Here is a 24672-nt window from a genome sequence, read left to right as displayed (position 1 = left end):
GGTAGAATAATCACTTTGTCTTACAAGAGAACGAAGCAGTTATGGCTGAGTACGTCTATACCATGTCGCGCGTTGGCAAAGTTGTGCCACCTAAGCGACAGATCCTAAAAGATATCTCACTGAGTTTTTTCCCTGGCGCCAAAATTGGTGTTTTGGGTCTGAACGGTGCAGGTAAGTCTACCCTTCTACGCATTATGGCTGGTATTGATACCGATATCGAAGGTGAAGCCCGGCCACAACCCGGTTTGAAAGTTGGCTACCTGCCTCAGGAGCCCAAACTGGATGAAGAGAAAACCGTTCGCGAAACTGTTGAAGAAGCTGTATCCGATGTGAAGGATGCGCTGACCCGTCTTGATGCGGTTTATGCAGCGTATGCAGAACCCGATGCTGATTTTGATGCACTCGCGAAAGAGCAGGGTGAATTGGAAGGACTGATTCAGGCGAAAGACGGACATAATCTGGATAACGCACTTGAGCGTGCTGCAGATGCCCTCCGCCTGCCTGAGTGGGACGCCAAAATCAAACACCTGTCAGGTGGTGAGCGTCGCCGTGTGGCTATCTGCCGTCTGCTACTTGAAAAACCGGATATGCTACTGCTTGATGAGCCTACCAACCACTTGGATGCAGAATCTGTGGGCTGGCTGGAGCGCTTCCTTGTTGACTATAACGGTACCGTGGTGGCTATCACTCACGACCGTTATTTCCTTGATAACGCTGCGGGTTGGATTCTGGAGCTTGACCGTGGTGAAGGTATTCCATGGGAAGGTAACTATACCTCATGGCTTGAGCAAAAAGATGCCCGTCTGAAGCAGGAAGCCTCGCAAGAGAAAGCACGCCAGAAAACCATCGAGAAAGAGCTGGAATGGGTTCGCCAGAATCCAAAAGGCAGACAAGCAAAGTCAAAAGCCCGTATGGCACGCTTTGAAGAGCTGAACACGTCAGACTACCAGCGCCGTAATGAGACTAACGAGCTGTTCATTCCACCGGGTCAACGTCTTGGTGATAAGGTACTGGAAGTCAACAACCTGACCAAGTCTTTCGGTGATCGCGTGCTGATTGATGATCTTTCTTTCAGTATTCCAAAGGGTGCGATCGTCGGTATCGTCGGTGCCAACGGTGCGGGTAAATCAACCCTGTTTAAGATGCTGAGTGGCGCAGAGCAGCCAGATTCAGGCACCATTGATCTCGGCGACACTGTGCAATTGGCGTCAGTAGAACAGTTCCGCGACAGCATGGATGACAGCAAAACTGTGTATCAGGAGATCTCTGAAGATGCAGATATCATCCGTATCCACAACTTTGAGATCCCGGCACGTGCTTATTGCTCGCGTTTCAACTTCAAAGGCAGCGATCAACAGAAACGTATCGGTGACCTGTCTGGTGGTGAACGAAACCGTGTCCACCTGGCTAAACTTCTGAAAGCTGGCGGCAACATGCTGCTGCTCGATGAGCCAACCAATGACCTCGACGTTGAAACCCTACGTGCACTGGAAGAAGCCCTGCTTGAGTTCCCTGGCTGCGCCATGGTGATTTCGCACGACCGTTGGTTCCTCGACCGCATCGCAACCCACATTCTCGATTATCGCGATGAAGGTCAGGTCAACTTCTACGAAGGTAACTACACCGAGTACAGCGAGTGGCTGAAACAAACTCTTGGTGCTCAGGCAGCCCAGCCTCACCGTATGAAATACAAGCGTGTAACCAAGTAAATTCTTCATACTAAGGGTAAGTATTTACTTTCGTACACAGGCTTAAAAAACAGAGAAGGTGGCCTTTTGCCACCTTCTCGTTTATCAGACAGATCACCGTTTTTTCTCCCTCTATTCCTTGCTGAATTTTCCTTCCAAGCTAGTTTTTTAGCTAGGGTCTGTGTTTTTTTCGATGCATGAGCCCTGTCAACATTCAAAATAAATCTGATAGTGAATCTAGGATTGTCTCATGCGCGAACGCCGAAAGTTCTCCAGAGTGGTTTATCATGCAAAAGCAGTCGTATGTCAGGATGAGAATACATGGCCATCAAGTATTCTTGATCTTTCGTTGAAAGGAGCCTTGCTTGAAAAGCCTGAAAACTGGGAACAGACTGACACAGCCTCTTTTGAGCTTTGCTTCTGTTTGCACGATTCAGACATTGAGCTTTTTATGGACGTCACTTTGGTCGACGAAGATGAACACCACCTGAGGTTTAAGATCACGCATGTTGATATTGACAGTGCCAGCCACCTCAAACGTTTAATTGAACTGAATGTTGGAGACCATAATCTTTTGCGCCGGGAATTGGCGCAGCTGGCAGATTTGAAGGAACAGGTCTGATGAATAGCTGCTGAGTACGCTATTTAGTCAGGGATTGACAACCAAGAAGCAGAGCATTGTTTTTATGGCGGATAATATTCGAATCACCGTCTCGCACCCCTATGGGTCGAAGTTTTTTGTCCTATCTCCGTCGAAAAGAAAAGTACTGGGATTCGCTGTACTGTTTTCTTTTCTGTCTATCGCGCTCGGTATATCGGCTATTTACTATCTTACTCACCGTTCAAGTACAGCCGAAATGACGGTGAAGAGCCTTGCGGAGAAAAAAACAGAGTTAACCAATCAGTTGGAAGAGCTGGCACTTCAGCGGCAGTCTTTGATTGAACAGCGTCAGCAACTTATTGAGGACATCGACGATATTCAGCTGGATCATGCTGAGATCATCGCAGCCAAGCAGGATGAGTATGAACAAATCATTGAAGCCAAGGAAAGTGCTCATGCTCAGGTTATTGAGGAAAAAGATACCGAGCTGACTTACCTCTCTCAGCGTGTTTCAAGCGTGGAGGTAGTGTTGGGGTTGGACAAAGAGCTGTCTGACATTGAGGAGCTCAGTAGCAGAATCGAAGCCGCAGCCATGAACTCTGCGGTACGTGCGACCATGCTCAAGCTGATCCCCAGCGGTAAACCCATCAAAAAATTCCGTTATTCGTCTGGATTCGGTTCGAGAAAACATCCAGTGACCGGCAAAAAAAAATTTCATCTCGGCTTGGATTTGACCGCCAATATTGGTACGCCAATATACGCTCCGGCAGACGGTGTGGTGGAGTACAAACGTAACAACAGAAAAACCGGTTACGGTAATGTACTCAAAGTAGGGCATGCCTTTGGTTTTATGACGCTATATGCGCACCTTGAGAAGTTTAACGTCAAGCTCGGGCAGTTTGTCCGCAAGGGAGATCTGATTGCATGGACGGGTAACACAGGCCTCTCTACAGGACCACACCTTCACTACGAAGTGCGATTTGTTGGCAGGGCATTGAACCCCTCATTTTTCATGTCATGGACACCGGAAAGTTTTGAGTCACTGCTTCACAAAGAAAAGCGGGTTGATTGGGCAAATCTTATCAGCATCATTGAAGGAATGGTGGCAACCAATATTCAGGTGGCCTCATCAACACCGCCAGAGCAATCGCCGATGCTGGCGAACCGCAAGCCCGCTCGACAGGAAGAAAAAGAATAGCTTCGATAGGAGAAGTTCGAATAGCTCTAGTGGCGTCGTGCATGTGTCAACGCTATATCCGTTTGGACATTAAACACTTACGTCGGAAAAAAAGAGCGCCTCGGCGCTCTTTTCGCTTTTGCGTATAGCATCAATCAAACTCATCTAAAACCTGCAGAGCTTCAGATAGCTTGTTAACGCCATAAACCTTCATCCCTTTCATTTCTGCCTTAGGTACATTGGCAGAGGGCACAACAGCGCGGGTAAAACCGTGTTTAGCCGCTTCCATCAGACGTTCCTGACCGCTAGGGACAGGGCGGATTTCCCCTGCCAGCCCTACTTCCCCGAACACCACAAGATCTCTGGGCAGAGGACGATCGCGGAAACTGGAGATCAGTGCCAGCAGTAAAGCGAGATCCGCACTGGTTTCACCCACCTTAACGCCACCGACAACGTTCACAAATACGTCCTGATCCGACATCTGCAGGCCACCATGTTTGTGTAACACTGCCAGCAGGATCGCCAGTCGGTTATGATCAAGGCCCACTGTCACCCGTCTTGGGTTAGCCAGCTGTGAGTAATCTACCAATGCCTGTAACTCAACCAGCAAAGGCCGGGTGCCTTCCCAGATCACCATGACAGAACTGCCCGAGGTAACTTCCTCACCCCGGCTGAGAAAAATAGCGGAGGGATTATTGACTTCACGAAGCCCCTGCCCGGTCATCGCAAATACACCAAGCTCATTCACGGCACCAAAGCGGTTTTTGTGGCTGCGCAGCGTGCGGAAACGACTGTCACTGGAGCCATCTAATAGCACAGAGCAGTCTATACAGTGCTCCAACACTTTAGGGCCAGCGAGACTGCCATCTTTGGTTACGTGGCCGACCATAAAAATAGCCACGTTATGCTGTTTAGCATAACGGGTCAGCGCCGCAGCAGACTCTCTTACCTGAGCGACGCTGCCCGGTGCCGACTGCACGTCAGAAACATGCATCACCTGAATCGAGTCAATCACCATGATCCTCGGATTTTCCTGCCGGGCGATCTGGCAGATAGCCTCAACATTGGTTTCCGACAGCATTTTCAGCTTATCTTTCGGTAACCCAAGACGATCAGCACGCATTGCCACCTGCTGAAGTGACTCTTCTCCTGTCACATAAAGGGTTGGCATCTGGCTGGCTAGCCAGCACATGGTTTGCAGTAACAAAGTACTTTTACCCGCCCCCGGGTTGCCGCCAATCAGGATCGCCGCTCCCGGTACAATACCGCCACCGAGCACACGGTCCAACTCTTTAAAACCACTGGTAAAGCGCGGAACTTCCTGTAGGTCGATACTTTCCAGCGTTTGTACCTTGGCTTCTGTGGTTCCCGCATAGCCTGCGTATTTTTCGTTACGGGCAACCTGAGGTGACGCGGCAAGCCTAACTTCGGTAATTGTGTTCCATGCGGCACACGCCGAACACTGTCCCTGCCAGCGCGGATAATCAGCGCCGCAGTCGTTGCAAACGTAGGCGCGTTTTGCTTTTGCCATTCGCTCTCCGAAATGATCTGAGGAAAAAAAGTGTAATACCCTGTTATCTATGAGGAACAAACTACAATTACATGAAACGATTGATCATAGAATGGCATTTCAGTTTATCAGACATGACTATTAGCGCGCAGAAATTTGAGCATGTTGTCATTGAGTTGCTCCCACATTTTCTTAAACCTAACTTTGAAGCAAGATTAGACGCATTATCCAGTAAATACACCTCTACCGAGGTCTTCATGATTAAAATGGAGATTAACCGCAGGATGACGCCATGCTCCAAACGCTTGGATTTGCGTGGCCGGGTACCGGGTGAAGTGAGGGAGTACGAACTGGAGAATGAGCGCTGCTGGCTTGATGATATTGCACTCAATCATTACCGCAAACGCATAGAGTTTTATGGTGGTTCATTAACCCATGGTCTGTGGGAGGAGCTGCAGCCGAAGCAGGAAAAACGAAATGTGTTACTCAAACCCACCCAACACAAAGCAGAACCGACCGCTAACTTCTCGGCTGAATACTTCAAATCAGGTGCAGGGATACTGCGAAAAGAGAGTCGATATAAATTCTTCGCCACCATAGAACTGGTGCTGCCTGACGGGTGCTTGGTGCATGGTAACACGCTGGATATTTCCTCATCAGGTCTAAAAATCAAAGCAACGGCCGCATTCGATTATCATGTCGACGATGAAGTCACGATTCGATTTCCCAAACTCGACGAAGCAGAAGAGATGCCGGAGCTTATTGAGGGAATTACCTACACTATCACCCAAATTCGTGACTATTCCTACAGTAGCCACTTTATGACCTTGGGGCTGAAAATCGTGTCGCCGTCAAAGGCGATAGGAGCAGTTATTGATAATCGGCACCGCAACAAGAAGTCTCAAAAACCAACAGAAGATAGCAATCACCAGATAGATAACATCAGGCATAGAGCACTTGAAAAAGTGGTGGTCAATCATACCACCACACTGGCGCTTTTTCTGGAGTTTGGTGCCATTCGCTTTGCACTCATGACATTGATGAATCGGGGCATCTGGGATTACTGGCACAACGAAAAAGGCGAGCAGTTCTTCTCACAACTGCTCAGTGAGGGGCGTTTACAGAGTCTCCAAAAAGAACGTGAGCTCATTTTTTACTGTTTTTGTCGCTACAAAAAAGACCAGAAATATTATGTCTGCGCATCGGATACAGAACTTTCCGAGCAGGAAAGAAAACACTTTTGGTCGATCGGTATTAATGAACCTTCATGGCGGATACTGCGCCTCAGACTCAGTGCTATAGAAAAAGATGAGCTGAAAGATTCTCCTACCGATATGGCAGCGTTGAGTCACATTGTATTGATTCAGGATCTGACCGACCATGACCAGCGGGACGACTACCAGATTGAGTCACCTGAACCAGAGGTGAAGACGGAGCTGCTGAACCGCTTTAGTCGCAGTTTATATAACAGCTCACGTATCAGCCCAATCAATCCAGACATCCAGTCTCAATTTGCTGATTTATTGCGTAAAATTTCTGTCGACCATTTTGACAGCACCAGCTATTTTCTGGGCAAAAAAGACATGATTTATTCTGCCCATGCCTTTGTGATTAATACCCATAACAACTTTCTTAACCAGATTCTGCTGGAGAAGAAAAAAACCAGCAATATGTCACTTCAGCCTCTTTATCACGACGAGCTAATGAGGTTGATAAAAAAAGCGGCCAAGAAAAACTCACCTCCCCCCATCAGCCACATCGACTTTTATATTGCGATATTTCCTGCCGGGAAAAACAAGGTCAGGTCAGCCGTGCGAACCTTCAGTGAATTTTCATCACCCATAGACAGAGTAAACTTCATCATTAATGCCCGTAAGATGGGAAGTTTTGTCGCAGTAAGAAACACGTTGCAGCCCATTCGGCGCGTTTATGATTATGCCGACAACAGAGCACTCAGTCCCCTGCTCACAAATTCAAGAAATCAAATCACCCTTTTACAACATGAAATGAATTCAATATGTGTTTTCGGTGAGCTGACCAATATTACTCAGGAAGTATTGAAGCGGTATTTGTTAGGCAACCAGTAATTTGACCAGAAAAAAAGGCAATTTAGGCTCTGCAAAATGGTTGCACAGGCTAAATAGTCTTAACATAACAGTGCGCGTGAATATAATATTGCCTATCTTTTCCAACTCAAATTCTTTTGCATTTTTTACACACATTACAGCAAAAACGCCACAAATAACGACTTTTAGCCACCAGAATACGCACTTTTATCACATCATATTATTTTTGAGTTGACTCAATATACGTCCCATTGCCTAATAAAATTCCAATAACGGATAAACCAAAGAATACTGAATTTTTGGAGTGATTTGAGTCGGATAACAATATTACGTTTTCACTTAGTTGTACAAAAATTGCCGTATAAGCTTAATTTCTCATTCACATTTTGCCTATTTTTGTATACCCATAAGTTCGACTGATATCGTTATGTTTAGATAAATCCTCCACTGGTGTTCGTCCAGAATACACTCAAAAAAATAAAACCATGACGATAAAAATGCATGAGTACCATAAAGAGGTTCAGGCACTGTTACCTCTTTATTTTTTGTCTGAATTTGAAGACAAGCTGAACAAGCTTTCTCAAAGTCTGCCAAGTGCAGCAAAAGTACTTATAAAGATTGAACTTAAACGCCTTATGGCACCCTGCAATAAGCATTTAGACCTGCGCGGTAAAGTACAGGGAGATTGCCGACTGTACCTACTGCATAATACGCGATCCTGGGTTGATGACGTGGCACTCAACCATTATCTGAAACGCCTTCCCGATTTTGGAGGAGTATTTACCCAAGGACTCTACGAAGAGCTGCAGCGTATGCCGAATAGTAACCGTCTGCTGCAAACCAGCGAGGATAACGAGCAAGGCAAACTGACCTCACCTTGGCTGAGCGCACGCTACGTTGAGTTCGGTAAAAACATTTTGCGCAAGGAGAGTCGGTTTAATCTGTCGATCCCTATCACGGCAATGCTGGAAGACAACACGATTGTTCATGGCTCTACCCAAAATATCTCTCGATCTGGCATCAAACTCAGGCTGACATCGGCATTTGATTATCGAGAGGGCGATACGCTGACTGTCCAGCTTAAAAACCCTTACAAAGATGCCAGACCACCCGGTAATATCATGGGCTTTCGCTATCGAATTACTCGGATAAAAGAGTACAGCCACAGTTCTCAGTGGGTGTCGTTGGGACTGGCGCTGGTTTCTCAGTTTGAGTCAGAATCTGTTACTGGGATCATCCAACCTTTAATTGCAGGAAAAGAACCGAAAAGGCGCTTTGAGAATCAGGATAAAATAGAAAACCTGAGAAACCGGGCACTTGAGGGTGTTATTGCTGAGCGGACGAAGAGCTTGCCGATTTATTTTGAAGGTGAGACTCCACGTTTTGTGTTACTGAACGCCAATAATCAAGCCGAATGGACATATTGGCACGATGAAAACAACCAACACTTCTTCGACCAGCTGTTTTCTGCGGAGCGTATTAAGCAACTGGAACGCCTGCAGGAAGTCTTCTTCTATTGTTTCCATCAACATCACAATGGGAAAAAGTATTACCTTTGCGCGGGCTCTCATGAGCTTTCGATTAAGAAAAGACACCTCCTTTGTCAGATTGGCTCTCAGAAAAGCTCATGGCGGGTACTCAGGGTAACCTTCAGCGAAGTGAACCGGAAAGAGCTAAAGGGTTACCCTGATTTAACCCGGCTGTCACACATCGCTTTCGTTCAGGATATTACCAGAGAGCACACGGAAGATTATATGCCTGCCGATGTGGCTTCTGCCAAGGTAGATAGCCTGACTCCGTTTACCCGTCATAAACGATCGCGTTCGGAGGTCCGTGAGGTGTTCGCCGCTGATCGCTCGCACCTTAGCGAAGGACTCAAGAAAGTAGCGATTGGACATCTGTCATCCACACGCTATTTTATTGCCCGTGACGGTGATGCGTTATCTGTCAGGGCATTTGGTATCAGCTCCATGGACAATTTCCTGAATCAGGTACTGGCGACTTACAATGAGAAGGGTAAGCTCAGTCTGGAGCCTATTTTTCATGCAATCTTTTATCAGGCCGTCAGGCAGGTCTTTCAAAACGGCGGCACCATTTATCAGGAGTTTTATGTGGTGCTGTACAACTTTGGCCATGACGACAAAATCGTCGTGAAGGCTGCCTCTGATTTCGCCACGTATGAGCAAAGAGTTGCTTTTATTGTTGAAAGTAGAAAACGCGGTCAGTTCATTGCAGTCAGAAATACCATGCAGGCACTGTCAGGTATATTGAATCATGTAAAACGCAATGAACTTGAAGCCCTCTATTTTACGGCAAGCAACAAAGTGAGAGCGCTGGAAAGTGAAATGGACCAGATGTGTATTTATGGAGAGCTCACAGATATCACCGATGAGGTGCTACTGCGAGCTACCCTGAAGATCCGTCAGCCCTTGAGGGAAAGCTGACCTGTCTTGATTAATGAGGCAGAGAGAATGCAGGCAACACCGACAAGGTCGCTGAATCGCACAGCGGCCTGAGCCTGTGCCTCAACTTTAGGCTTCGCATGAAATGCTATCCCCAGCCCTGCCGAGGCCATCATTACCAGATCATTCGCGCCATCGCCAACCGCAATCGTGTTGGTGGCCGGTATATCAAACTTATCGGCCAGTTCACGTAATATGTCTGCTTTTCTTTGTGCATCGACAATGTTGCCTGTCAGTTCTCCACTCAGAACATTGCCATCAATAACAAGCTGGTTGGATTCAGCATGATCAAGCTGTAGATCCTGTTTCAACTTGTCTGAAAACCACGTAAAACCGCCGGAGGCAATCGCCACTTTCCAGCCAAAATGTTTCAGCGTCGCCACCAGTTGTCCCATTCCCGGCATCAACGGCAAGCTGTCACGAACTTGTGTGAGTATCGCCATATCAGCTCCTTTCAGGGCAGCAACCCGCTCACGCAAACTCTGCTCGAAATCCAGCTCACCTTGCATTGCGCGCTCAGTGACTTCCGAGACTTGCTCGCCAACGCCGGCAAGTGCAGCTATTTCATCGATACATTCAATCTGTATCGCGGTGGAGTCCATGTCAAAGACTGCAAGACCCGGTTGGTCCAATTCAGGCAGACAGTCGACTGACGCATAGTCCAGCTCTATTGCCTGACATATCTCTTCAATATCGGGATTGAGCGTCCCAGGCATAAGCAGCACGGTATGGTCGGCGACTGTCCACCCCGCCACTGGCTCCACGTCTTCCCCCAGATAGAAGCTAATATGTTCGAGATGGGACGGTAAAATCGACGGGCCAAATAGTATCCAACCAGCTTGCTTCACTGAGAACGGGTTATAACGTCTTAAAGAGGGAAACTGGCGGTACAGGCGGGACTGTTTTTTGAGCGGATAGGGTTTAAACGCATCCATGTTTTATCATTTCCTTATTCAATCTCCTTTCACTATATCAAATTGCCACAAGTATCACAGTCTGAAGGTAAAATCCGCTGATAGGTTGTTGGTTTGACACAGGCAGTCAGTTTGTGGAGACAGTGAAGTTGAAATTATCGCGTTATATCAGCAAACTGACAGTTTGGTATCCATGACCATCGGGGGACATGGATCACTGCGGCCGGAAGAGGTATATGCTGCAAATTAACAAAAAGCGCCTGAGAAGGCTCTGGCAATTATTGGTTATTTCTATCTGTTTGGTCACTGTGGTCATGCTGTTCGTTTACAGTAATAACCTTAATAACCGAAACTACAAGATGCTGTTTGATCAGACAGAAGATATGGCGAGGCTATTTCTGCGTCAAATGGCTGTTAGCGCAGTGCCTGCTATTTCTGACGACAACACCGGACGTCTGGAAAAGCTGGTCAATAACCTTCAGAAAGAGCCTCTTGTCCTTGATGCAACGATATACAACGCAGAGGGACTGGTGATCGCTAATTCAGACAATGCCATGCCACTTTCTCAACTGACCGGGTTGAATACGCCATTGTCCGTTGCCAGTATTGGACGCCAACAGTTAGTTGAACCCATTATAAAAGGCGATCGCATTGTGGGTTTCCTGCGAGTTACCCTCGAGCATGGCAGTGTGATAAAGGCTGCGGCGAATCGGCTTGATAAGAGCATTAATTTGGTCAGGGCAATGATACTGCTGGCTCTGGCGACGGGAGCTTGGCTGGCGTTTACGCTCTTCCACCGAAAAACAGGACACAGCAGACTCAGCCTCCCCATCAATGATTGAGAGATATCAAACGTCAATCATGGTGGGCCGCCGCAATCAAAAAAGGACAGCTATGCTGTCCTTTTCAATTATGGTAAGTGTTCACATGCTGAATCAGGCAGTAGTTTCCAGTTTGTCACCCAGCAGCACCGACTCCAATGCGATTTCAATCATCTCATTAAATGTCGATTGACGCTCTTCTGAAGTCGTCTGCTCACCTTTGATGATGTGGTCTGATACTGTGCAGATAGTCAGAGCACGGACACCATATTCTGCAGCGACGCCATAAAGGCCAGCCGCTTCCATTTCTACACCCAGAATGCCATATTTCGCCATGACGTCGAAAAATTCTGGATTAGGCGTGTAAAACAGGTCTGCCGAAAACAGGTTACCGACTTTAACGTCTATGCCCTTGGCTTTGGCTGCATCCACAGCACAACGCGTCATGTCAAAATCTGCGATAGCTGCCAAATCATAACCACCAAATCGGATGCGATTTACGCTGGCGTCAGTTGAGGCACCGACACCAATCACCACGTCACGAAGATTTACATCGTCACGGACAGCGCCACAACTTCCGACACGGATAATTTTCTTCACACCGTAATCTTTGACCAGCTCAGTCATATAAATTGAGCATGAGGGAATACCCATGCCGTGGCCCATTACGGATATTTTACGCCCTTGGTAATAGCCGGTATAACCCAGCATATTACGTACATTTGTCACCTCTTTTGCATCAGTCAGAAAAGTCTCCGCAATATATTTCGCACGGAGTGGATCACCCGGCATAAGAACAACGTCTGCGAACGCGCCGGTTTCTGCATTGATATGTGGAGTTGCCATCAATCTATCCTTGTTTCTATTCCCTCTGAATATTTTGTCAGAGGAAAGATTTACCGTATTCCATGTCAGAGACATCAAAGTACTCTGCCAGTGTCTGCCCAATGTCTGCGAACGTATCGCGACGGCCTAACGAACCTGCTTTAACGCCGTTACCGAAAGCAAGAACGGGAATGTGCTCACGGGTGTGATCATTACCCGGCCAGGTTGGGTCACAGCCATGGTCTGCCGTCAGCAGCAGGAGATCCCCTTCTTTGAGCATTTCCATGATCTCAGGCAATCTGCCGTCAAAATACTCAAGCGCAGCGGCGTAGCCAGCCACATTACGGCGGTGACCATAAGATGAGTCGAAGTCGACAAAGTTCGTGAAGACAATGCTCTTATCGCCTGCGTCTTGCATGGCGTCTTTGGTCGCGTCAAACAGGGCATCAAGACCTGTCGCTTTTACCTTCTTGGTGATCCCGCAGTGGGCGTAAATATCTGCAATCTTACCAATAGAGATCACATCTCCACCCTTCTCATCAACCAGCTTTGACAACACGGTTGGCGATGGCGGTTCAACAGACAGATCGCGGCGGTTACCAGTACGCTCGAACTGACCTTTACCCGCTCCGACAAATGGACGGGCGATCACTCGGCCAATGTTGTAGTCTTCCAGCTCTTCACGCACGATTTGGCAAAGCTCAAGAAGGTTGTCGAGACCATAAGTTTCTTCATGGCAGGCGATCTGGAATACAGAATCCGCAGAGGTATAGAAAATCGGCTTGCCCGTTTTCATGTGCTCTTCGCCAAGATCGTCAAGTACCTGAGTCCCTGATGCGTGGCAGTTACCTAGATACCCGGGAATACCGGAGCGAGCAACAATACGATCCAGCAATTCCTGCGGGAAACTGTTGGTTTTATCAGTGAAATATCCCCAGTCAAATAACACAGGTACACCAGCAATTTCCCAGTGTCCGGAGGGAGTATCTTTACCGGAAGAGAGTTCTTTTGCGTGACCGAATGCACCAATAATGTCCGCATCGGCATCCAGTCCAGCAGGAAAATAGCCGGACGACTCTTCGCAGGCTTTTCCTAATCCAAGACGGTTCAGGTTAGGCAAACGCAAAGGACCGGAACGATCGTCGTTGTTGGCATCACCTTTTTCACAAGCCTGTGCAATATGGCCAAGGGTGTTTGAACCAACATCGCCAAATTTAACTGCGTCTTCTGTGGCACCAATGCCAAATGAATCCAAGACAAGAATAATTGCACGTTTCATGATCGCCTCCATCAGACGTCTTCTTGGCCAATACGTCGGTAAATGTCCGGAGTCGCTGTTCCTGCTTGTCCGGTGATATTCACCGCGGCCTGAATTTGATTTGCTGCCCGCTGCCATTGCTGTTCGTCCTGAGCATGGATCACGGCCAGTGGCGTCGTACTGTCAGTTTCCTGTCCTAAGCGGATCATCTCACTGACTCCAACTGAGTAATCTATTTTATCGCTGGCAACGCGTCGACCGCCACCTAAACCGACAATTGCCATGCCTATTTCTCGGGTATCCATCCCTGTTACTACACCAACATGCGGTGCCATAACAGGACGAACAATACCAGCCGTTGGCAAATAGTCATGATACTTTTCAACAAAGTCAGCTGGGCCACCAAGGCCTGATACCATCTTGCCAAAACGTTCTGCGGCCTGACCGGAATTGAGCACTGACATCAATTTATTGCGTGCCTCGCTCTCATCACGACAGATACCTGATAGCATGAGCATTTCAGCGCCGAGTGCAACGGTCACCTCAAGCAGCCTTTCGTTGCGGTACTCACCAGTCAGAAACTGCACGGCTTCCCGCACTTCGAGTGCGTTACCAATATTTGAGGCCAACACTTGGTTCATGTCAGTCAGCAGCGCGCTGGTTGGAGTCCCCGCGCCGTTAGCCACAGCCACGATGGATTGCGCCAGATTCTCTGAGGCCTCATACGTTGGCATAAAAGCGCCGGTGCCAACTTTGACATCCATAACCAGTGCATCCAGTCCTGCTGCCAGTTTTTTCGACAGTATAGAGGCTGTGATCATTGCAATACTGTCTACGGTGGCGGTGATATCCCGCACCGCGTATACCCGTTTGTCAGCGGGAGCCAAATCGCCAGTTTGACCAATAATAGCCACGCCCGCCTCTTTGGTCACCTGACCAAACACCTTATTACTTGGCGTGATATTGTAGCCGGGAATCGATTCCAGCTTATCGAGAGTGCCACCAGTGTGGCCAAGGCCAGACCTGAGATCATTGGCACGTAACCCCCGCATGCTGCAACCATAGGCCCCAACATTAATGACGTCACGTCACCCACGCCGCCAGTGCTGTGTTTGTCAACAACAGGACCGTCAAAAGCCATATGATCCCAGTTAAGCACCATGCCAGAATCGCGCATTGCACAGGTCAGTGCCACGCGCTCATCCATCGACATATCATTGAAATAAACTGCCATGGCAAACGCGGAAATCTGTCCTTCCGAGACAGTATCATTACTGATCCCTTGAACAAAATCCGCGATTTCTTGGTGAGTCAACGCGATGTTTTCGCGTTTTTCCTGATAATTTCCTGAGGTAAAAACATCCTGTTCTCCGATTAGACAACGACGGTTCTATGCCAGCAGATAGTTGCTGGCAAGCCACTGTCAGTAGCCGCCTTCCGCGGCCTGCTCTCCCTCTCCCAAAGTATGGAGAAGGTTTGCAAGGAGACTGGAAGCACCGAATCGATAGTGGCTGCTATCGGCCCAGTTCTCACCCAAAATATTCTTAGCCATGGCAAGATAGGCTTTTGCGTCTTCGGCGGTACGCACACCACCTGCAGGCTTAAATCCAACGCGTTCTGCGACCTTCATATCTTTGATGACAGTCAGCATAATCTCTGCTGCCTCCGGTGTTGCGTTGACTGCAACTTTTCCGGTCGAGGTTTTAATGAAATCTGCACCCGCCTCAATCGATAGCTCAGAGGCGCGTTTGATCAATGCTGGCGTTTTAAGCTCACCCGTTTCAATGATGACCTTGAGAAGTTTGTCACCGCATGCAGCCTTACACTGTTTCACCAGCTCTACACCGGCTTTTTCGTCACCACTAATCAAGGTGCGATAAGGGAAGACAACATCGACTTCATCCGCGCCATACGCGATGGCAGCCCGAGTTTCTGCAACGGCAATATCAATATCATCGTTACCGTGAGGAAAATTAGTGACGGTTGCTACACGGATTTCAGGGGTACCCTGCTCCTTCAACTGCTTCTTTGCTACTGGGATAAACCGCGGATAAATACAAATAGCGGCGGTATTACCTACTGCTGTTTTTGCCGCTTTACACAAATCGATAACTTTTTCGTCAGTATCGTTATCGTTCAGTGTGGTCAGATCCATCAGTTTCAACGCTTGCAGCGCTGCCGCTTTTAAATCGCTCATCATGTCTCCAAATGATTGTTGAACCATATTTTAGCTTTGCACCACACCCTGTGGTGACATAAGCCTGATGAGCGGACTTGGCTCCTTGAAGTTTGAAAGTCTGGCTTTCAATCAACGTCCTTGTTGCCGCATACCGGAAAGGAGTCCGGCTCTGCATTTCACACTGTTTGACAGCGATGAATGCAGAATGAAAATTATATGTACCTAGGATTTATTTAAGTCGCTTCTTGTCACATAAATGAAATATTAAAATGTAACTAACCTTTAATTTTTGTGATTAAAAGCAATTATTAATATTCGACAGAAGTAACCCTCAACCACGTCAGGGACAGGCCCCTGGTGGTTATCAGTCACTGATAACAGTAACCTGATTTCAACGCGGTGAATGTGTCTCTGTTGTTATTTTACTGACAAAACATTCGCCACTCTTTACTGCATGAATAATGGCTTATAAAGACAAAAAAATAGCGCTGCCAAACGGCAGCGCTATTCTCAGAGAAGGTTGTTACAGTGCGCCGAGGCTCAGGAAGAAGCCTGCGATAGTTGCACTCAACAGGTTAGACAGGGTACCTGCTGCTACTGCTCTCAAACCGAATCGAGCAATCTCTGGACGGCGTGATGGTGCCAGACCACCCAGACCACCCAGTAGAATCGCTACTGATGACAGGTTAGCAAAGCCACACAATGCGAAGGAAATAATTGCCTTCGTCTTGTCAGACAGAACAACTTCAGCCGCTTCACCTAGGTAAGGGGCAAAGTTCAGGTAAGCAACGAATTCGTTCACTACTAGTTTCTGACCGATGAAGGAACCAGCGACTTGAGCTTCAGACCATGGTACACCAATCATGAATGCAACAGGGCTGAAGGCATAACCCAGAATCATTTCAAGTGTCAGGTCAGGCATGTTAAACCATGCACCTACACCGCCAAGAATACCGTTAATCAGGGCAATCAAACCAATAAATGCCAGCAACATCGCACCAACATTCAGTGCCAGCTGCATACCTGAAGACGCACCAGATGCTGCGGCATCAATGACATTGGCAGGTTTGTTTTCGTCATCTTCTTCAGCATTCAGTTGTTCAACAGGTTCTTCTGTTTCAGGCTTGATAATTTTTGCGAACAACAGACCGCCCGGAGCCGCCATGAAAGATGCAGCGATCAGGTACTCAAGAGGAACACCCATTGATGCGTAACCCGCCAGAACACCACCAGCAACAGATGCCAGACCACCACACATAACGGCAAACAGCTCAGACTGGGTCATTTTAGGTACAAACGGACGAACTACCAGAGGGGCTTCGGTTTGACCAACAAAAATATTCGCTGTCGCAGACATAGATTCAGCGTGAGACGTACCCAGTGCTTTGCGCAGTGCGCCACCCAAAATCTTAATGATCCACTGCATGATACCCATGTAATAAAGAACGGAGATCAGTGCTGAGAAGAAGACGATGACAGGAAGAACACGCAGGGCGAAAACGAAGCCGCCACCACCGAACACCTCAAACATCTTGGCAGATGTCAGGCCACCGAACAGAAAATTGATACCGTCATTACCATAATTGATAACGTTAGCCACGTATTGCGACATGCTGTACAAAATGTCTCGGCCTACCGGGACAAAAAGAACGAAACCACCCAGACCAAACTGAATGGCAAACGCACCACCTACTGTGCGTAAATTGATTGCTTTGCGGTTATCTGACAACAGTACTGCAAAACCCAGCAGTACAAACATGCCGATCACGCTCATAAACAGACTCATGGTTTATGGCTTCCTTTTTTAGTTCACGTATCGAATAAGAGGTAAATTTCGGCGGCGATTATACGCACAGCAGGATGTATTGGGGAATGCCAAGATCACTCTTTTGGTGAAAATAATTATGTAAGAAACATGAAAAAGTGATTTAGATCTAGATAAATGAAATTTGAAAAACGCAATCGTTTACGTATGCGACGAAGTCAGCGCGTTCAGCGAAAATAAAATCTGGACATTATGAAAACTTTTATGGGCAATATTATCTACAGTCGTCGACTTAAGCTCTGCCAACACGCACGCAATATCGATCAATTTCTCAGGAGAATTGGGCTTACCCTGATGACCATAAATCGGCATATCGGGCGAATCCGTTTCCAATAGCATCGATTCTAGGGGGAGTTTTGCCACTGCCTGACGGGTTTTATTGGCTCGGGGATAGGTAATTGTTCCGCCAATTCCGAGATAAAGACCACGCCTGACGTAGTTCATCCCCAGTTCATAACTGCCGCTAAAAGCATGTATCACCCCCCTGACAGAGGGGAAACGGTTGAGCATTTGCAAAAGCTCATTGTGTGCCTTTCGACAGTGCAGAATAACGGGCAGATCCAATTCGGTAGCCAGTGCCAACTGTCGCTCCAGCAAGGTTAACTGCCACTCGCGACGAGCGTCAGGCAAAGCGAAGTCGAGACCGCACTCACCCACTGCGACACACTGAGAGGGGCATGCTCTTAAACGCTGCTCAAGCAACAGTAAATCCTGCTCCTGATGTTCATCTTGCCAAACGGGATGAAGGCCAAGTGCATACAAGACATCGTTAGATTGTTGCGCTAATTTTTCTATTCTTTCCCAATTGGACACCGCGACTGAAGGCACAATAAGCTTGGCGATACCTGCCGATTTAACTGTTTTGAGCCAGTTATCAGGGTCCTGTTCAAAGGGAGGGAAATCAAAATGGCAGTGGCTGTCGATATACATACAATCTGGCTCAGTCTAGTCAGACAAATCAATGCTGACGCATTTCTTCATTTATATTGCCAGTTTGAAACAAATTTTCCTGAATGTCGAAATACTCAGGCGATAACAGAAGTAGAGTTTGATACTTAAGCTCAAGTGAAGGCGTGAACAGTGGCGAAAAAATAGAAAAGCCGTCGAAAATGACGGCTTTATTCATTTACCACAGCCCAAGCGTTAGTGAGCGATGGCTGATAGCGTTTCTCTATTAGTGCTCGCGGGTAGCACGGAAATCAACATCAGGGTAACGTTCTTGTGTCAGACGCAGGTTAACCATGGTAGAGGCGATATATGTGAGGTTATCGCCGCCATCTAGCGCCAGGCTGGACTGGTTCTTGCGCTGGAATTCATCCAGTTTCTTGGCATCACCGCATTCAACCCAACGCGCTGTGGCAACATTAACTGGCTCGTAAATCGCCTCAACGTTGTACTCAGCTTTCAGACGGGCAACAACCACATCGAACTGCAGAACACCGACGGCACCAACGATGAGATCATTGGTTTGTAACGGTCTGAACACCTGAACAGCACCCTCTTCAGATAACTGAACCAATCCTTTCAGCAGCTGTTTTTGCTTCAGCGGATCTTTCAGTCGAATACGTCTGAACAGCTCAGGCGCAAAATTTGGAATGCCGGAGAACTTCAAATCTTCACCTTGAGTAAAGGTATCGCCAATCTGAATGGTGCCATGGTTGTGCAGACCAATAATGTCACCGGCAAATGCTTCCGCCGCACGGGCACGGTCACCCGCCATGAAGGTCACAGCATCAGAGATTGATACCGTTTTACCAAGGCGAACATGTTTCATCTTCATGCCCTGATCGTATTTACCAGACACCACACGCATGAACGCGATACGGTCTCGGTGTTTTGGATCCATGTTGGCCTGAATCTTAAAGACAAAACCCGAGAACTTCTCTTCATCGGCCGTGACAGCACGAGCTGTGGTCTGACGTGGCAGTGGCTTAGGTGCCCACTCTGTGAGCCCGTCCAGCATGTGGTCAACGCCAAAGTTACCCAGTGCCGTACCAAAGAAGACAGGTGTCAATTCACCATTCAGGAATAGCTCGTGGTCGAATTCATGTGAAGCGCCAATCACCAGTTCCAACTCTTCACGAAGCTGTTCGGCCAAGTCGTCACCAACTGCCTCATTAAGCTCTGGGTTATCCAAACCTTTAATGATTCGTGCATCTTGAATAGTGTGGCCCTGACCGGTCGCGTAAAGGATCGTTTCATCACGGTGGATGTGATACACCCCTTTGAACTCTTTACCACAGCCAATCGGCCATGAGACAGGCGCGCAGGCCATATTCAACTCGCTTTCCACCTCGTCCAGCAATTCCATCGGATCGCGGATATCGCGGTCTAGCTTGTTCATGAAGGTGACAATAGGCGTATCGCGCAGACGGGTAACTTCCATCAGCTTACGGGTGCGATCCTCGACACCTTTTGCCGCATCGATCACCATCAAGCAGGAGTCAACCGCTGTCAACGTACGGTAGGTATCTTCAGAGAAGTCTTCGTGTCCGGGGGTATCGAGTAAGTTAACCAGACAATCATTGTAAGGAAACTGCATCACAGATGTGGTGACCGAGATACCACGCTCTTTCTCCATCTCCATCCAGTCCGACTTAGCATGCTGGTTTGAGCCACGGCCTTTTACCGTTCCGGCGGTCTGAATGGCGCGTCCGAACAGAAGCACTTTTTCTGTGATGGTGGTTTTACCGGCATCCGGGTGCGAAATAATAGCAAACGTGCGTCGTTTATCGACTTGCTGCTGGAGAGGAGAATTAGACATCGATTAAATCTTCTGGTTGAAAAGGTTATGACCATGCGCAGCATCAGTGTCTGGCAGGGGGTCTGAGTCAATCAATTTGACATGAATGGCGGGTATTTTGGCCGATCTCGACACTATTCACAATCGTAGCGACCAATAAAGTCGAACTGACTAACATCATACTATTTTTGAACTAGAGTAAAATTTTTCAATGTAATAATAATTTCTTCCCGTTCTTGACTCCAGAAATATAGCCATTTTTTATTGCCTCATATTGCTAAAAAACAGCCTGCAAAGCAGAAAAAGCAAGTACTAATACATAAGTCCTTTAAGAAAAAAAGACTAACAATCAAAAGCTTTTTAGACACAAAAAAGCTGTGATTCTTTTATGAAACACAGATTCAATTATGAGAATTGAAGATTAATACCCTCCCAAGACTCTCTATTAATATTATTATCAACATATGTGACCGAACTTAGTGTAAGTACGGGTAAATAAACAAAGTCGCTCGAGACAATAATTATTTAGCTAATATTTTGGGACGTTAGGGCAAAAGCATAGGGTATGTCGCTTGTTTGCCTTAATATTTAAAAGGAGAACCCCATGAAATCTGGTGTAAGCCGCGCACTCAAGGGAGGATTAATCTCGCTTATCATTGCTGCTGCTTTTACGCCTGCGCTGGTAACTGCTCAAACTTTGGAGCAGGCTGTCGCCATGGCAATTGACTACAGCCCTGAGCTCAGACAGGCTTTTCATCAATACAAAGCAAAACAGGAAGAAGTCCATCAGGCAAAAGCGGGATATTACCCTGAGATTAACCTTGATGCAGGTCTGGGTAGAGAATGGACAGACAGCCCGACAACGCGCAGTGATACTGGCTCAAGTGACTACCTCGCGCTAACGCGTCGTGAAGCGGGCGTGACCCTACGTCAGTTTTTATTTGATGGGTTCTTCACATCCAGCGAAGTCAGCCGGACACGGAATGAAGCCAATGCTGATCAATGGGCATTGTACGCAGCTTCTGAAGATTTGGGACTGGATGTTGCCCGTGCATACATAAGCTATTTATTGGCTGAACAAACAGTAGAATTGTCAAAGGATAACCTTGCCGCACATCAGGCAACGTATAGAGCAGTAAAGTCTAAACGTGCGTCTGGATTGGCATCTATCTCTGACCTTTCCCAAATCACAGGTCGTGTTGCTCAGGCTAAAGTGAGTCTGTCAGCCAGCATAAACCAACTCGAAGACGCCAGAATCGTCTATCGCCGCATGACTGGCAAGTTACCGGAAAAAACACGCACTCCTGTTCCAGACGCGGACTTGCTTCCACGATCTTTGTCAGAAGCGACGCGCATCGCGACACAGAACCATCCGACACTTTTCGCTGCAGGCAGCGACATTCAGGCGGCACTTGCCCAGCAAGGCTCAGCTGAATCCCTGTTCTACCCAAAACTTGATTTAGATTTATCTGCCAACTTCAATAACAACCTTGATGGTGTGAGGGGCGAAAATAACGATGCTCAGGCAATGCTCCGTCTGAGATACAACGTTTTTCGCGGAGGTAGAGATTCAGCAAGCCTGAGATCAACAGAACACAAAATCAATGAAGCCCGGCAGATACGTGAATCAACCTATTTGGATGTCACTGAAGGTACCGCGTTTTCATGGAACGCGCTGACAAACCTGAGAGAACAACTGGTGTTTCTTAGAGAACATGTGCAAGCTGCGACCCAAACCAGAGACGGTTATGAAGCACAGTTTAAACTTGGACAACGTACGTTAATCGACCTTCTTGACGCTAAAAACGAACTCTTTCAAGCGCGTATTGATTACTTGATTGGCGAGCATGATGAATTACTTGCACAGTACAGAGTGCTGAATGCGACGGGAAGACTGCTCGATTCACTTCGTGTGACGAGGCCGATTCAATGGCAGAGCGACGGCGGTATTAACGAAGAAGGAGCTGACCAGCAATGAAAATGCCTATTTTGCTTTTTACTTCTATCGCCGTCTCGGGTTGCGCTGCTGACAATGCCTTTTTTGCTACCGACATCCCTGTTATGCCAGACACAACAGCACAACTCAAAGACCTGAGAGATTTTGATAACGACGGGGTTATTGAGGCTCGCGAGGATTGCGAAAACACCATTTTAGGTGCGCAAGTAAACAACGATGGCTGTCCAAAGGAAGAAATTGGAGAGCGTTCGCTGCGACTCGATGTGAAATTTGCCAACAACTCAGACAAACTGACTTCTGAATACAGCAAAAACCTCGAAGAGCTGGCCAGATTCATGAACAAAGACAAAAGCGTGGTGGTAGAAATTGAAGGCCATGCAAGTAGTGTGGGGGCGGCAGCATATAATCAGCGCCTCTCTCAACGTCGAGCAACCGCTGTTGCAGAGGCTCTGGTCAATAATTACGGTATTAACGCCTCCCGGGTAAGAGCTGTCGGTTATGGCGAAACACGCCCACTCATTGAGGGAAACACTGATATTGCCCACCAGCAAAATCGGAGAGTCATGGCGACACTGAATACACAATTTGAGAGAACACTGATGAAGTGGAACGTGTATACGGACGATACGACAAAGCAGTAAGAGAACCGTTCGTTTAACACTGATCAGAGGGGTGAAGCATTAACGACAACAGGGAATTGAGGTCACTTCAGTTTTACATGGTATAGAGCAGGTCTTACCCGCTCATATCGTTACATGGGGTTTGTTGTAAGGGTTATTGTCTCTACATATCGAACCAATAACACATGACCAGCGCATCTTCTTTCCCTTTTTTACTGGGATAATAATCGATTCTGCGGTCGGTTTCGTTGAAACCCGCCTTTTCGTACAATGCAATCGCGGCAAGGTTACTTTCTCTCACCTCAAGCCATGCCTCTTGCGCCGCCATGTCAGACATGCGGTTAAAAAACTCATCGAGCAGTTTTTTCCCCAGTCCCCTTCCCTGCCATTTGGGATCAACAGCAATATTCAGTAAGCTGGCTTCTCCAGCGATACACTGGGAAAAAAAATACCCCGCCAGCTGATCATCGACAAACAAACCTAAGTTGCAGGCAAACTTGTTAGGCTTTTGAGTCAGTAATGATTCAGACCACGGATGTGAGTGAGCTAGGCCTTCAATAGCAATGACTTGCCTGTGCCACTTAGGCTCCAATACGTGAAACTCAGTTTTCATATTTACAGATTTGTAGCCATAGTGCTTTTTTTGCAGAAGGATCATCGTGCATCTCAGAGAGAGGTACAGATATCAAAGATTTTGTGCCACTCAGTTGATTGTTGGGCGCACCGATATACCAGACCCATTCTAAATGATGTTGGTTAATATGCTGCACGGCTTGATGCGACAACATCATTGTCTGCTCTGGTGACAACTTCATACTGGACAGAATTTTGCTGAATAGCCATGCATCATGGTCATCCAAAGTGACATCACAGATCAGTAAGAGCTTACATGAAGCGGGTATCGTCACTGTATTTTTCGCATGATCCGGGTAAAGGTCCGGCCGACGGAGTTGCCAGCTGGTTATTCCCATTTCACTCAACCGCTGAATATCATCAAGTGCCATCACTCCTCCTGACTGCCAGTGTCAAAAAATAGTATACCAAAACGACCTAATGATGGTCGAAATCAGGCTATCCGGATACAAGGTTTGCATGCTACCAAATTATCCCGGCGAGACACAGCCAAACAGTGTTGATGACCTTGCTGAACTTACGATGCAGTGCATACTGATAGGTAAGTAAGATATCCACCCAAGAGAGGGACATATCAATATTCATAATGATCTGATTCAGTGGCAGCATCATGTGGCGGACATCATTCGGCATATATCATCTCCGGGCTTTCCCAGTGCCCTCTTCAACGCAATATCTGCTGTTGTTGATGCCGACGCGATCATGCTGGTCGAAGAGCGCCTCAATCATCCTCCACGGCTGATCGCAGATTCAGCGATAGCCGATATTCAACGCCCGAGACTTATCGACAGTTACTTTTCCGGTGCGTACCTGCTTGATCCCTTTAGCCTGTCTGGGTCTGGTGATATTGAAGAGGGGTTTTATACGCTTGCAGACATTGCACCCGACAACTTCTGGCAAAGTGATTATTACCTGACTTACTACCGCTCAGCGCAGCTTCACGATGATTGCTTTTTTATCGCGTCGCCCAAATCAGATATCCGTCTCTCTCTGTCCTGTGGCAGACGAATTGATGATCCGGTTTTCTCTGAGACTGACATCGAAAAGCTCCATATTATTTCACCCATCATTCTGGCTGCTTTATCAGCTTACTGGCACTCACAACGGGCGTCATTGTCAGCAACAAGCAATGATATGGGAGCGCAAATCCAACGGGCATTTGATACATTTGGCAAAGACAGCCTGACAGATCGCGAGCGTCAGGTCACTCACCTATTGCTGAGGGGCCATTCTGCGAAGTCAGCAGCCAGAATCATGGCGATCTCGCCGGATACTGTGCAAATGCACAGAAAGAATATCTACAGTAAGCTTGGCTTGTCTTCACAGTCTGAACTCTTCTGTCACTTTATCGATACTCTGTCTGCCGCCAATAACCAATCTCACTAGCAAACAC

At 47.4% G+C, this 24672-nt stretch carries 21 protein-coding genes and 1 pseudogene; 9 read left to right on the top strand and 13 right to left on the bottom strand.

Annotated features, from left to right (window positions below):
- The first annotated feature begins 41 nt into the window (after window positions 1-41).
- From ettA to A8L45_RS09575, 3 genes are all read left to right on the top strand, one after another.
- Complete coding sequence (gene ettA / locus A8L45_RS09585; protein WP_068901645.1) at window positions 42-1709, top strand: energy-dependent translational throttle protein EttA; 1668 nt, start codon at window positions 42-44, stop codon at window positions 1707-1709.
- A 229-nt stretch (window positions 1710-1938) separates the two neighbouring features.
- On the top strand, window positions 1939-2310 hold the full coding sequence (locus A8L45_RS09580; protein WP_068901643.1) for a PilZ domain-containing protein: 372 nt from the start codon (window positions 1939-1941) through the stop codon (window positions 2308-2310).
- Between the two features lie 64 nt (window positions 2311-2374).
- Window positions 2375-3487 carry a M23 family metallopeptidase gene (locus A8L45_RS09575; protein WP_068901641.1) on the top strand — a complete coding sequence of 371 codons (1113 nt, stop codon included), beginning with the start codon at window positions 2375-2377 and terminating at the stop codon, window positions 3485-3487.
- Window positions 3488-3617: 130 nt separating this feature from the next.
- On the opposite strand, the gene radA is transcribed toward A8L45_RS09575, so the two are convergent.
- Window positions 3618-4997 carry a DNA repair protein RadA gene (gene radA, locus A8L45_RS09570; protein WP_068901639.1) on the bottom strand — a complete coding sequence of 460 codons (1380 nt, stop codon included), beginning with the start codon at window positions 4995-4997 and terminating at the stop codon, window positions 3618-3620.
- A 71-nt stretch (window positions 4998-5068) separates the two neighbouring features.
- Between radA and A8L45_RS09565 the strand changes: the two genes are divergently transcribed.
- A complete protein-coding gene (locus A8L45_RS09565) occupies window positions 5069-7063 on the top strand; it encodes a PilZ domain-containing protein (protein WP_068901637.1) in 1995 nt (664 codons plus the stop codon).
- Between the two features lie 464 nt (window positions 7064-7527).
- Window positions 7528-9486 carry a PilZ domain-containing protein gene (locus tag A8L45_RS09560; protein WP_083228281.1) on the top strand — a complete coding sequence of 653 codons (1959 nt, stop codon included), beginning with the start codon at window positions 7528-7530 and terminating at the stop codon, window positions 9484-9486.
- Here A8L45_RS09560 and serB read toward each other — a convergent pair.
- On the bottom strand, window positions 9465-10439 hold the full coding sequence (gene serB / locus A8L45_RS09555; RefSeq protein WP_068901632.1) for a phosphoserine phosphatase: 975 nt from the start codon (window positions 10437-10439) through the stop codon (window positions 9465-9467). The genes A8L45_RS09560 and serB overlap by 22 nt on opposite strands.
- 215 nt (window positions 10440-10654) lie before the next feature.
- Between serB and A8L45_RS09550 the strand changes: the two genes are divergently transcribed.
- Window positions 10655-11260 (top strand): YtjB family periplasmic protein, encoded by a 606-nt coding sequence (locus tag A8L45_RS09550; protein ID WP_068901630.1) that lies wholly within the window; start codon window positions 10655-10657, stop codon window positions 11258-11260.
- Between the two features lie 93 nt (window positions 11261-11353).
- Here A8L45_RS09550 and deoD read toward each other — a convergent pair whose 3' ends face one another.
- The 8 genes and pseudogenes from deoD to prfC all read right to left on the bottom strand — a co-directional run bounded on the left by deoD (window position 11354) and on the right by prfC (window position 20090).
- Window positions 11354-12085 (bottom strand): purine-nucleoside phosphorylase, encoded by a 732-nt coding sequence (gene deoD / locus A8L45_RS09545; protein WP_068901628.1) that lies wholly within the window; start codon window positions 12083-12085, stop codon window positions 11354-11356.
- Window positions 12086-12122: 37 nt separating this feature from the next.
- Entirely contained in the window at window positions 12123-13343 is a 1221-nt protein-coding gene (locus tag A8L45_RS09540) for a phosphopentomutase (RefSeq protein ID WP_068901626.1), read from the bottom strand.
- Window positions 13344-13354: 11 nt separating this feature from the next.
- Window positions 13355-14684, bottom strand: a pseudogene (deoA, locus tag A8L45_RS09535) (thymidine phosphorylase).
- A 61-nt stretch (window positions 14685-14745) separates the two neighbouring features.
- Window positions 14746-15519 (bottom strand): deoxyribose-phosphate aldolase, encoded by a 774-nt coding sequence (gene deoC / locus A8L45_RS09530; protein ID WP_068901624.1) that lies wholly within the window; start codon window positions 15517-15519, stop codon window positions 14746-14748.
- Window positions 15520-16024: 505 nt separating this feature from the next.
- A complete protein-coding gene (locus A8L45_RS09525; RefSeq protein ID WP_068901621.1) occupies window positions 16025-17287 on the bottom strand; it encodes a NupC/NupG family nucleoside CNT transporter in 1263 nt (420 codons plus the stop codon).
- Between the two features lie 180 nt (window positions 17288-17467).
- On the bottom strand, window positions 17468-18256 hold the full coding sequence (locus tag A8L45_RS09520) for a TatD family hydrolase (protein ID WP_068901619.1): 789 nt from the start codon (window positions 18254-18256) through the stop codon (window positions 17468-17470).
- A gap of 28 nt (window positions 18257-18284) precedes the next feature.
- Window positions 18285-18452 (bottom strand): hypothetical protein, encoded by a 168-nt coding sequence (locus tag A8L45_RS24565; protein ID WP_175401960.1) that lies wholly within the window; start codon window positions 18450-18452, stop codon window positions 18285-18287.
- Between the two features lie 48 nt (window positions 18453-18500).
- Window positions 18501-20090, bottom strand: a complete 1590-nt coding sequence (gene prfC / locus A8L45_RS09515; RefSeq protein WP_068901617.1) for a peptide chain release factor 3 — start codon at window positions 20088-20090, stop codon at window positions 18501-18503.
- Window positions 20091-20673: 583 nt separating this feature from the next.
- On the opposite strand from prfC, the gene A8L45_RS09510 reads away from it, so the two are divergent.
- Together A8L45_RS09510 and A8L45_RS09505 are read left to right on the top strand one after the other, a co-directional pair.
- Entirely contained in the window at window positions 20674-22047 is a 1374-nt protein-coding gene (locus tag A8L45_RS09510) for a TolC family outer membrane protein (RefSeq protein ID WP_068901615.1), read from the top strand.
- Window positions 22044-22667: an OmpA family protein gene (locus tag A8L45_RS09505; protein WP_068901614.1), complete on the top strand. Its 624-nt coding sequence runs from the start codon at window positions 22044-22046 to the stop codon at window positions 22665-22667. Before A8L45_RS09510 ends, A8L45_RS09505 begins: the two co-directional genes overlap by 4 nt.
- Window positions 22668-22809: 142 nt before the next feature.
- Here A8L45_RS09505 and rimI read toward each other — a convergent pair whose 3' ends face one another.
- The 3 genes from rimI to A8L45_RS24560 form a co-directional block, all read right to left on the bottom strand.
- A complete protein-coding gene (rimI, locus tag A8L45_RS09500; RefSeq protein WP_068901612.1) occupies window positions 22810-23259 on the bottom strand; it encodes a ribosomal protein S18-alanine N-acetyltransferase in 450 nt (149 codons plus the stop codon).
- Window positions 23249-23650, bottom strand: coding sequence for a DNA polymerase III subunit psi (locus tag A8L45_RS09495; protein ID WP_068901610.1), 402 nt, complete (start codon window positions 23648-23650; stop codon window positions 23249-23251). Before A8L45_RS09495 ends, rimI begins: the two co-directional genes overlap by 11 nt.
- 91 nt (window positions 23651-23741) lie before the next feature.
- Entirely contained in the window at window positions 23742-23912 is a 171-nt protein-coding gene (locus A8L45_RS24560; protein WP_175401959.1) for a hypothetical protein, read from the bottom strand.
- On the opposite strand from A8L45_RS24560, the gene A8L45_RS09490 reads away from it, so the two are divergent.
- On the top strand, window positions 23892-24665 hold the full coding sequence (locus A8L45_RS09490; RefSeq protein ID WP_083228280.1) for a helix-turn-helix transcriptional regulator: 774 nt from the start codon (window positions 23892-23894) through the stop codon (window positions 24663-24665). The genes A8L45_RS24560 and A8L45_RS09490 overlap by 21 nt on opposite strands.
- Window positions 24666-24672 lie beyond the last annotated feature (7 nt).

This window comes from Veronia pacifica, from assembly GCF_001707825.1.
In the GTDB taxonomy this organism is placed as follows: Bacteria; Pseudomonadota; Gammaproteobacteria; order Enterobacterales; family Vibrionaceae; genus Veronia; species Veronia pacifica.
The sequence above is the reverse complement of the archived record's forward strand: the minus strand, read 5'-3'. Positions and strand labels throughout refer to the sequence as shown.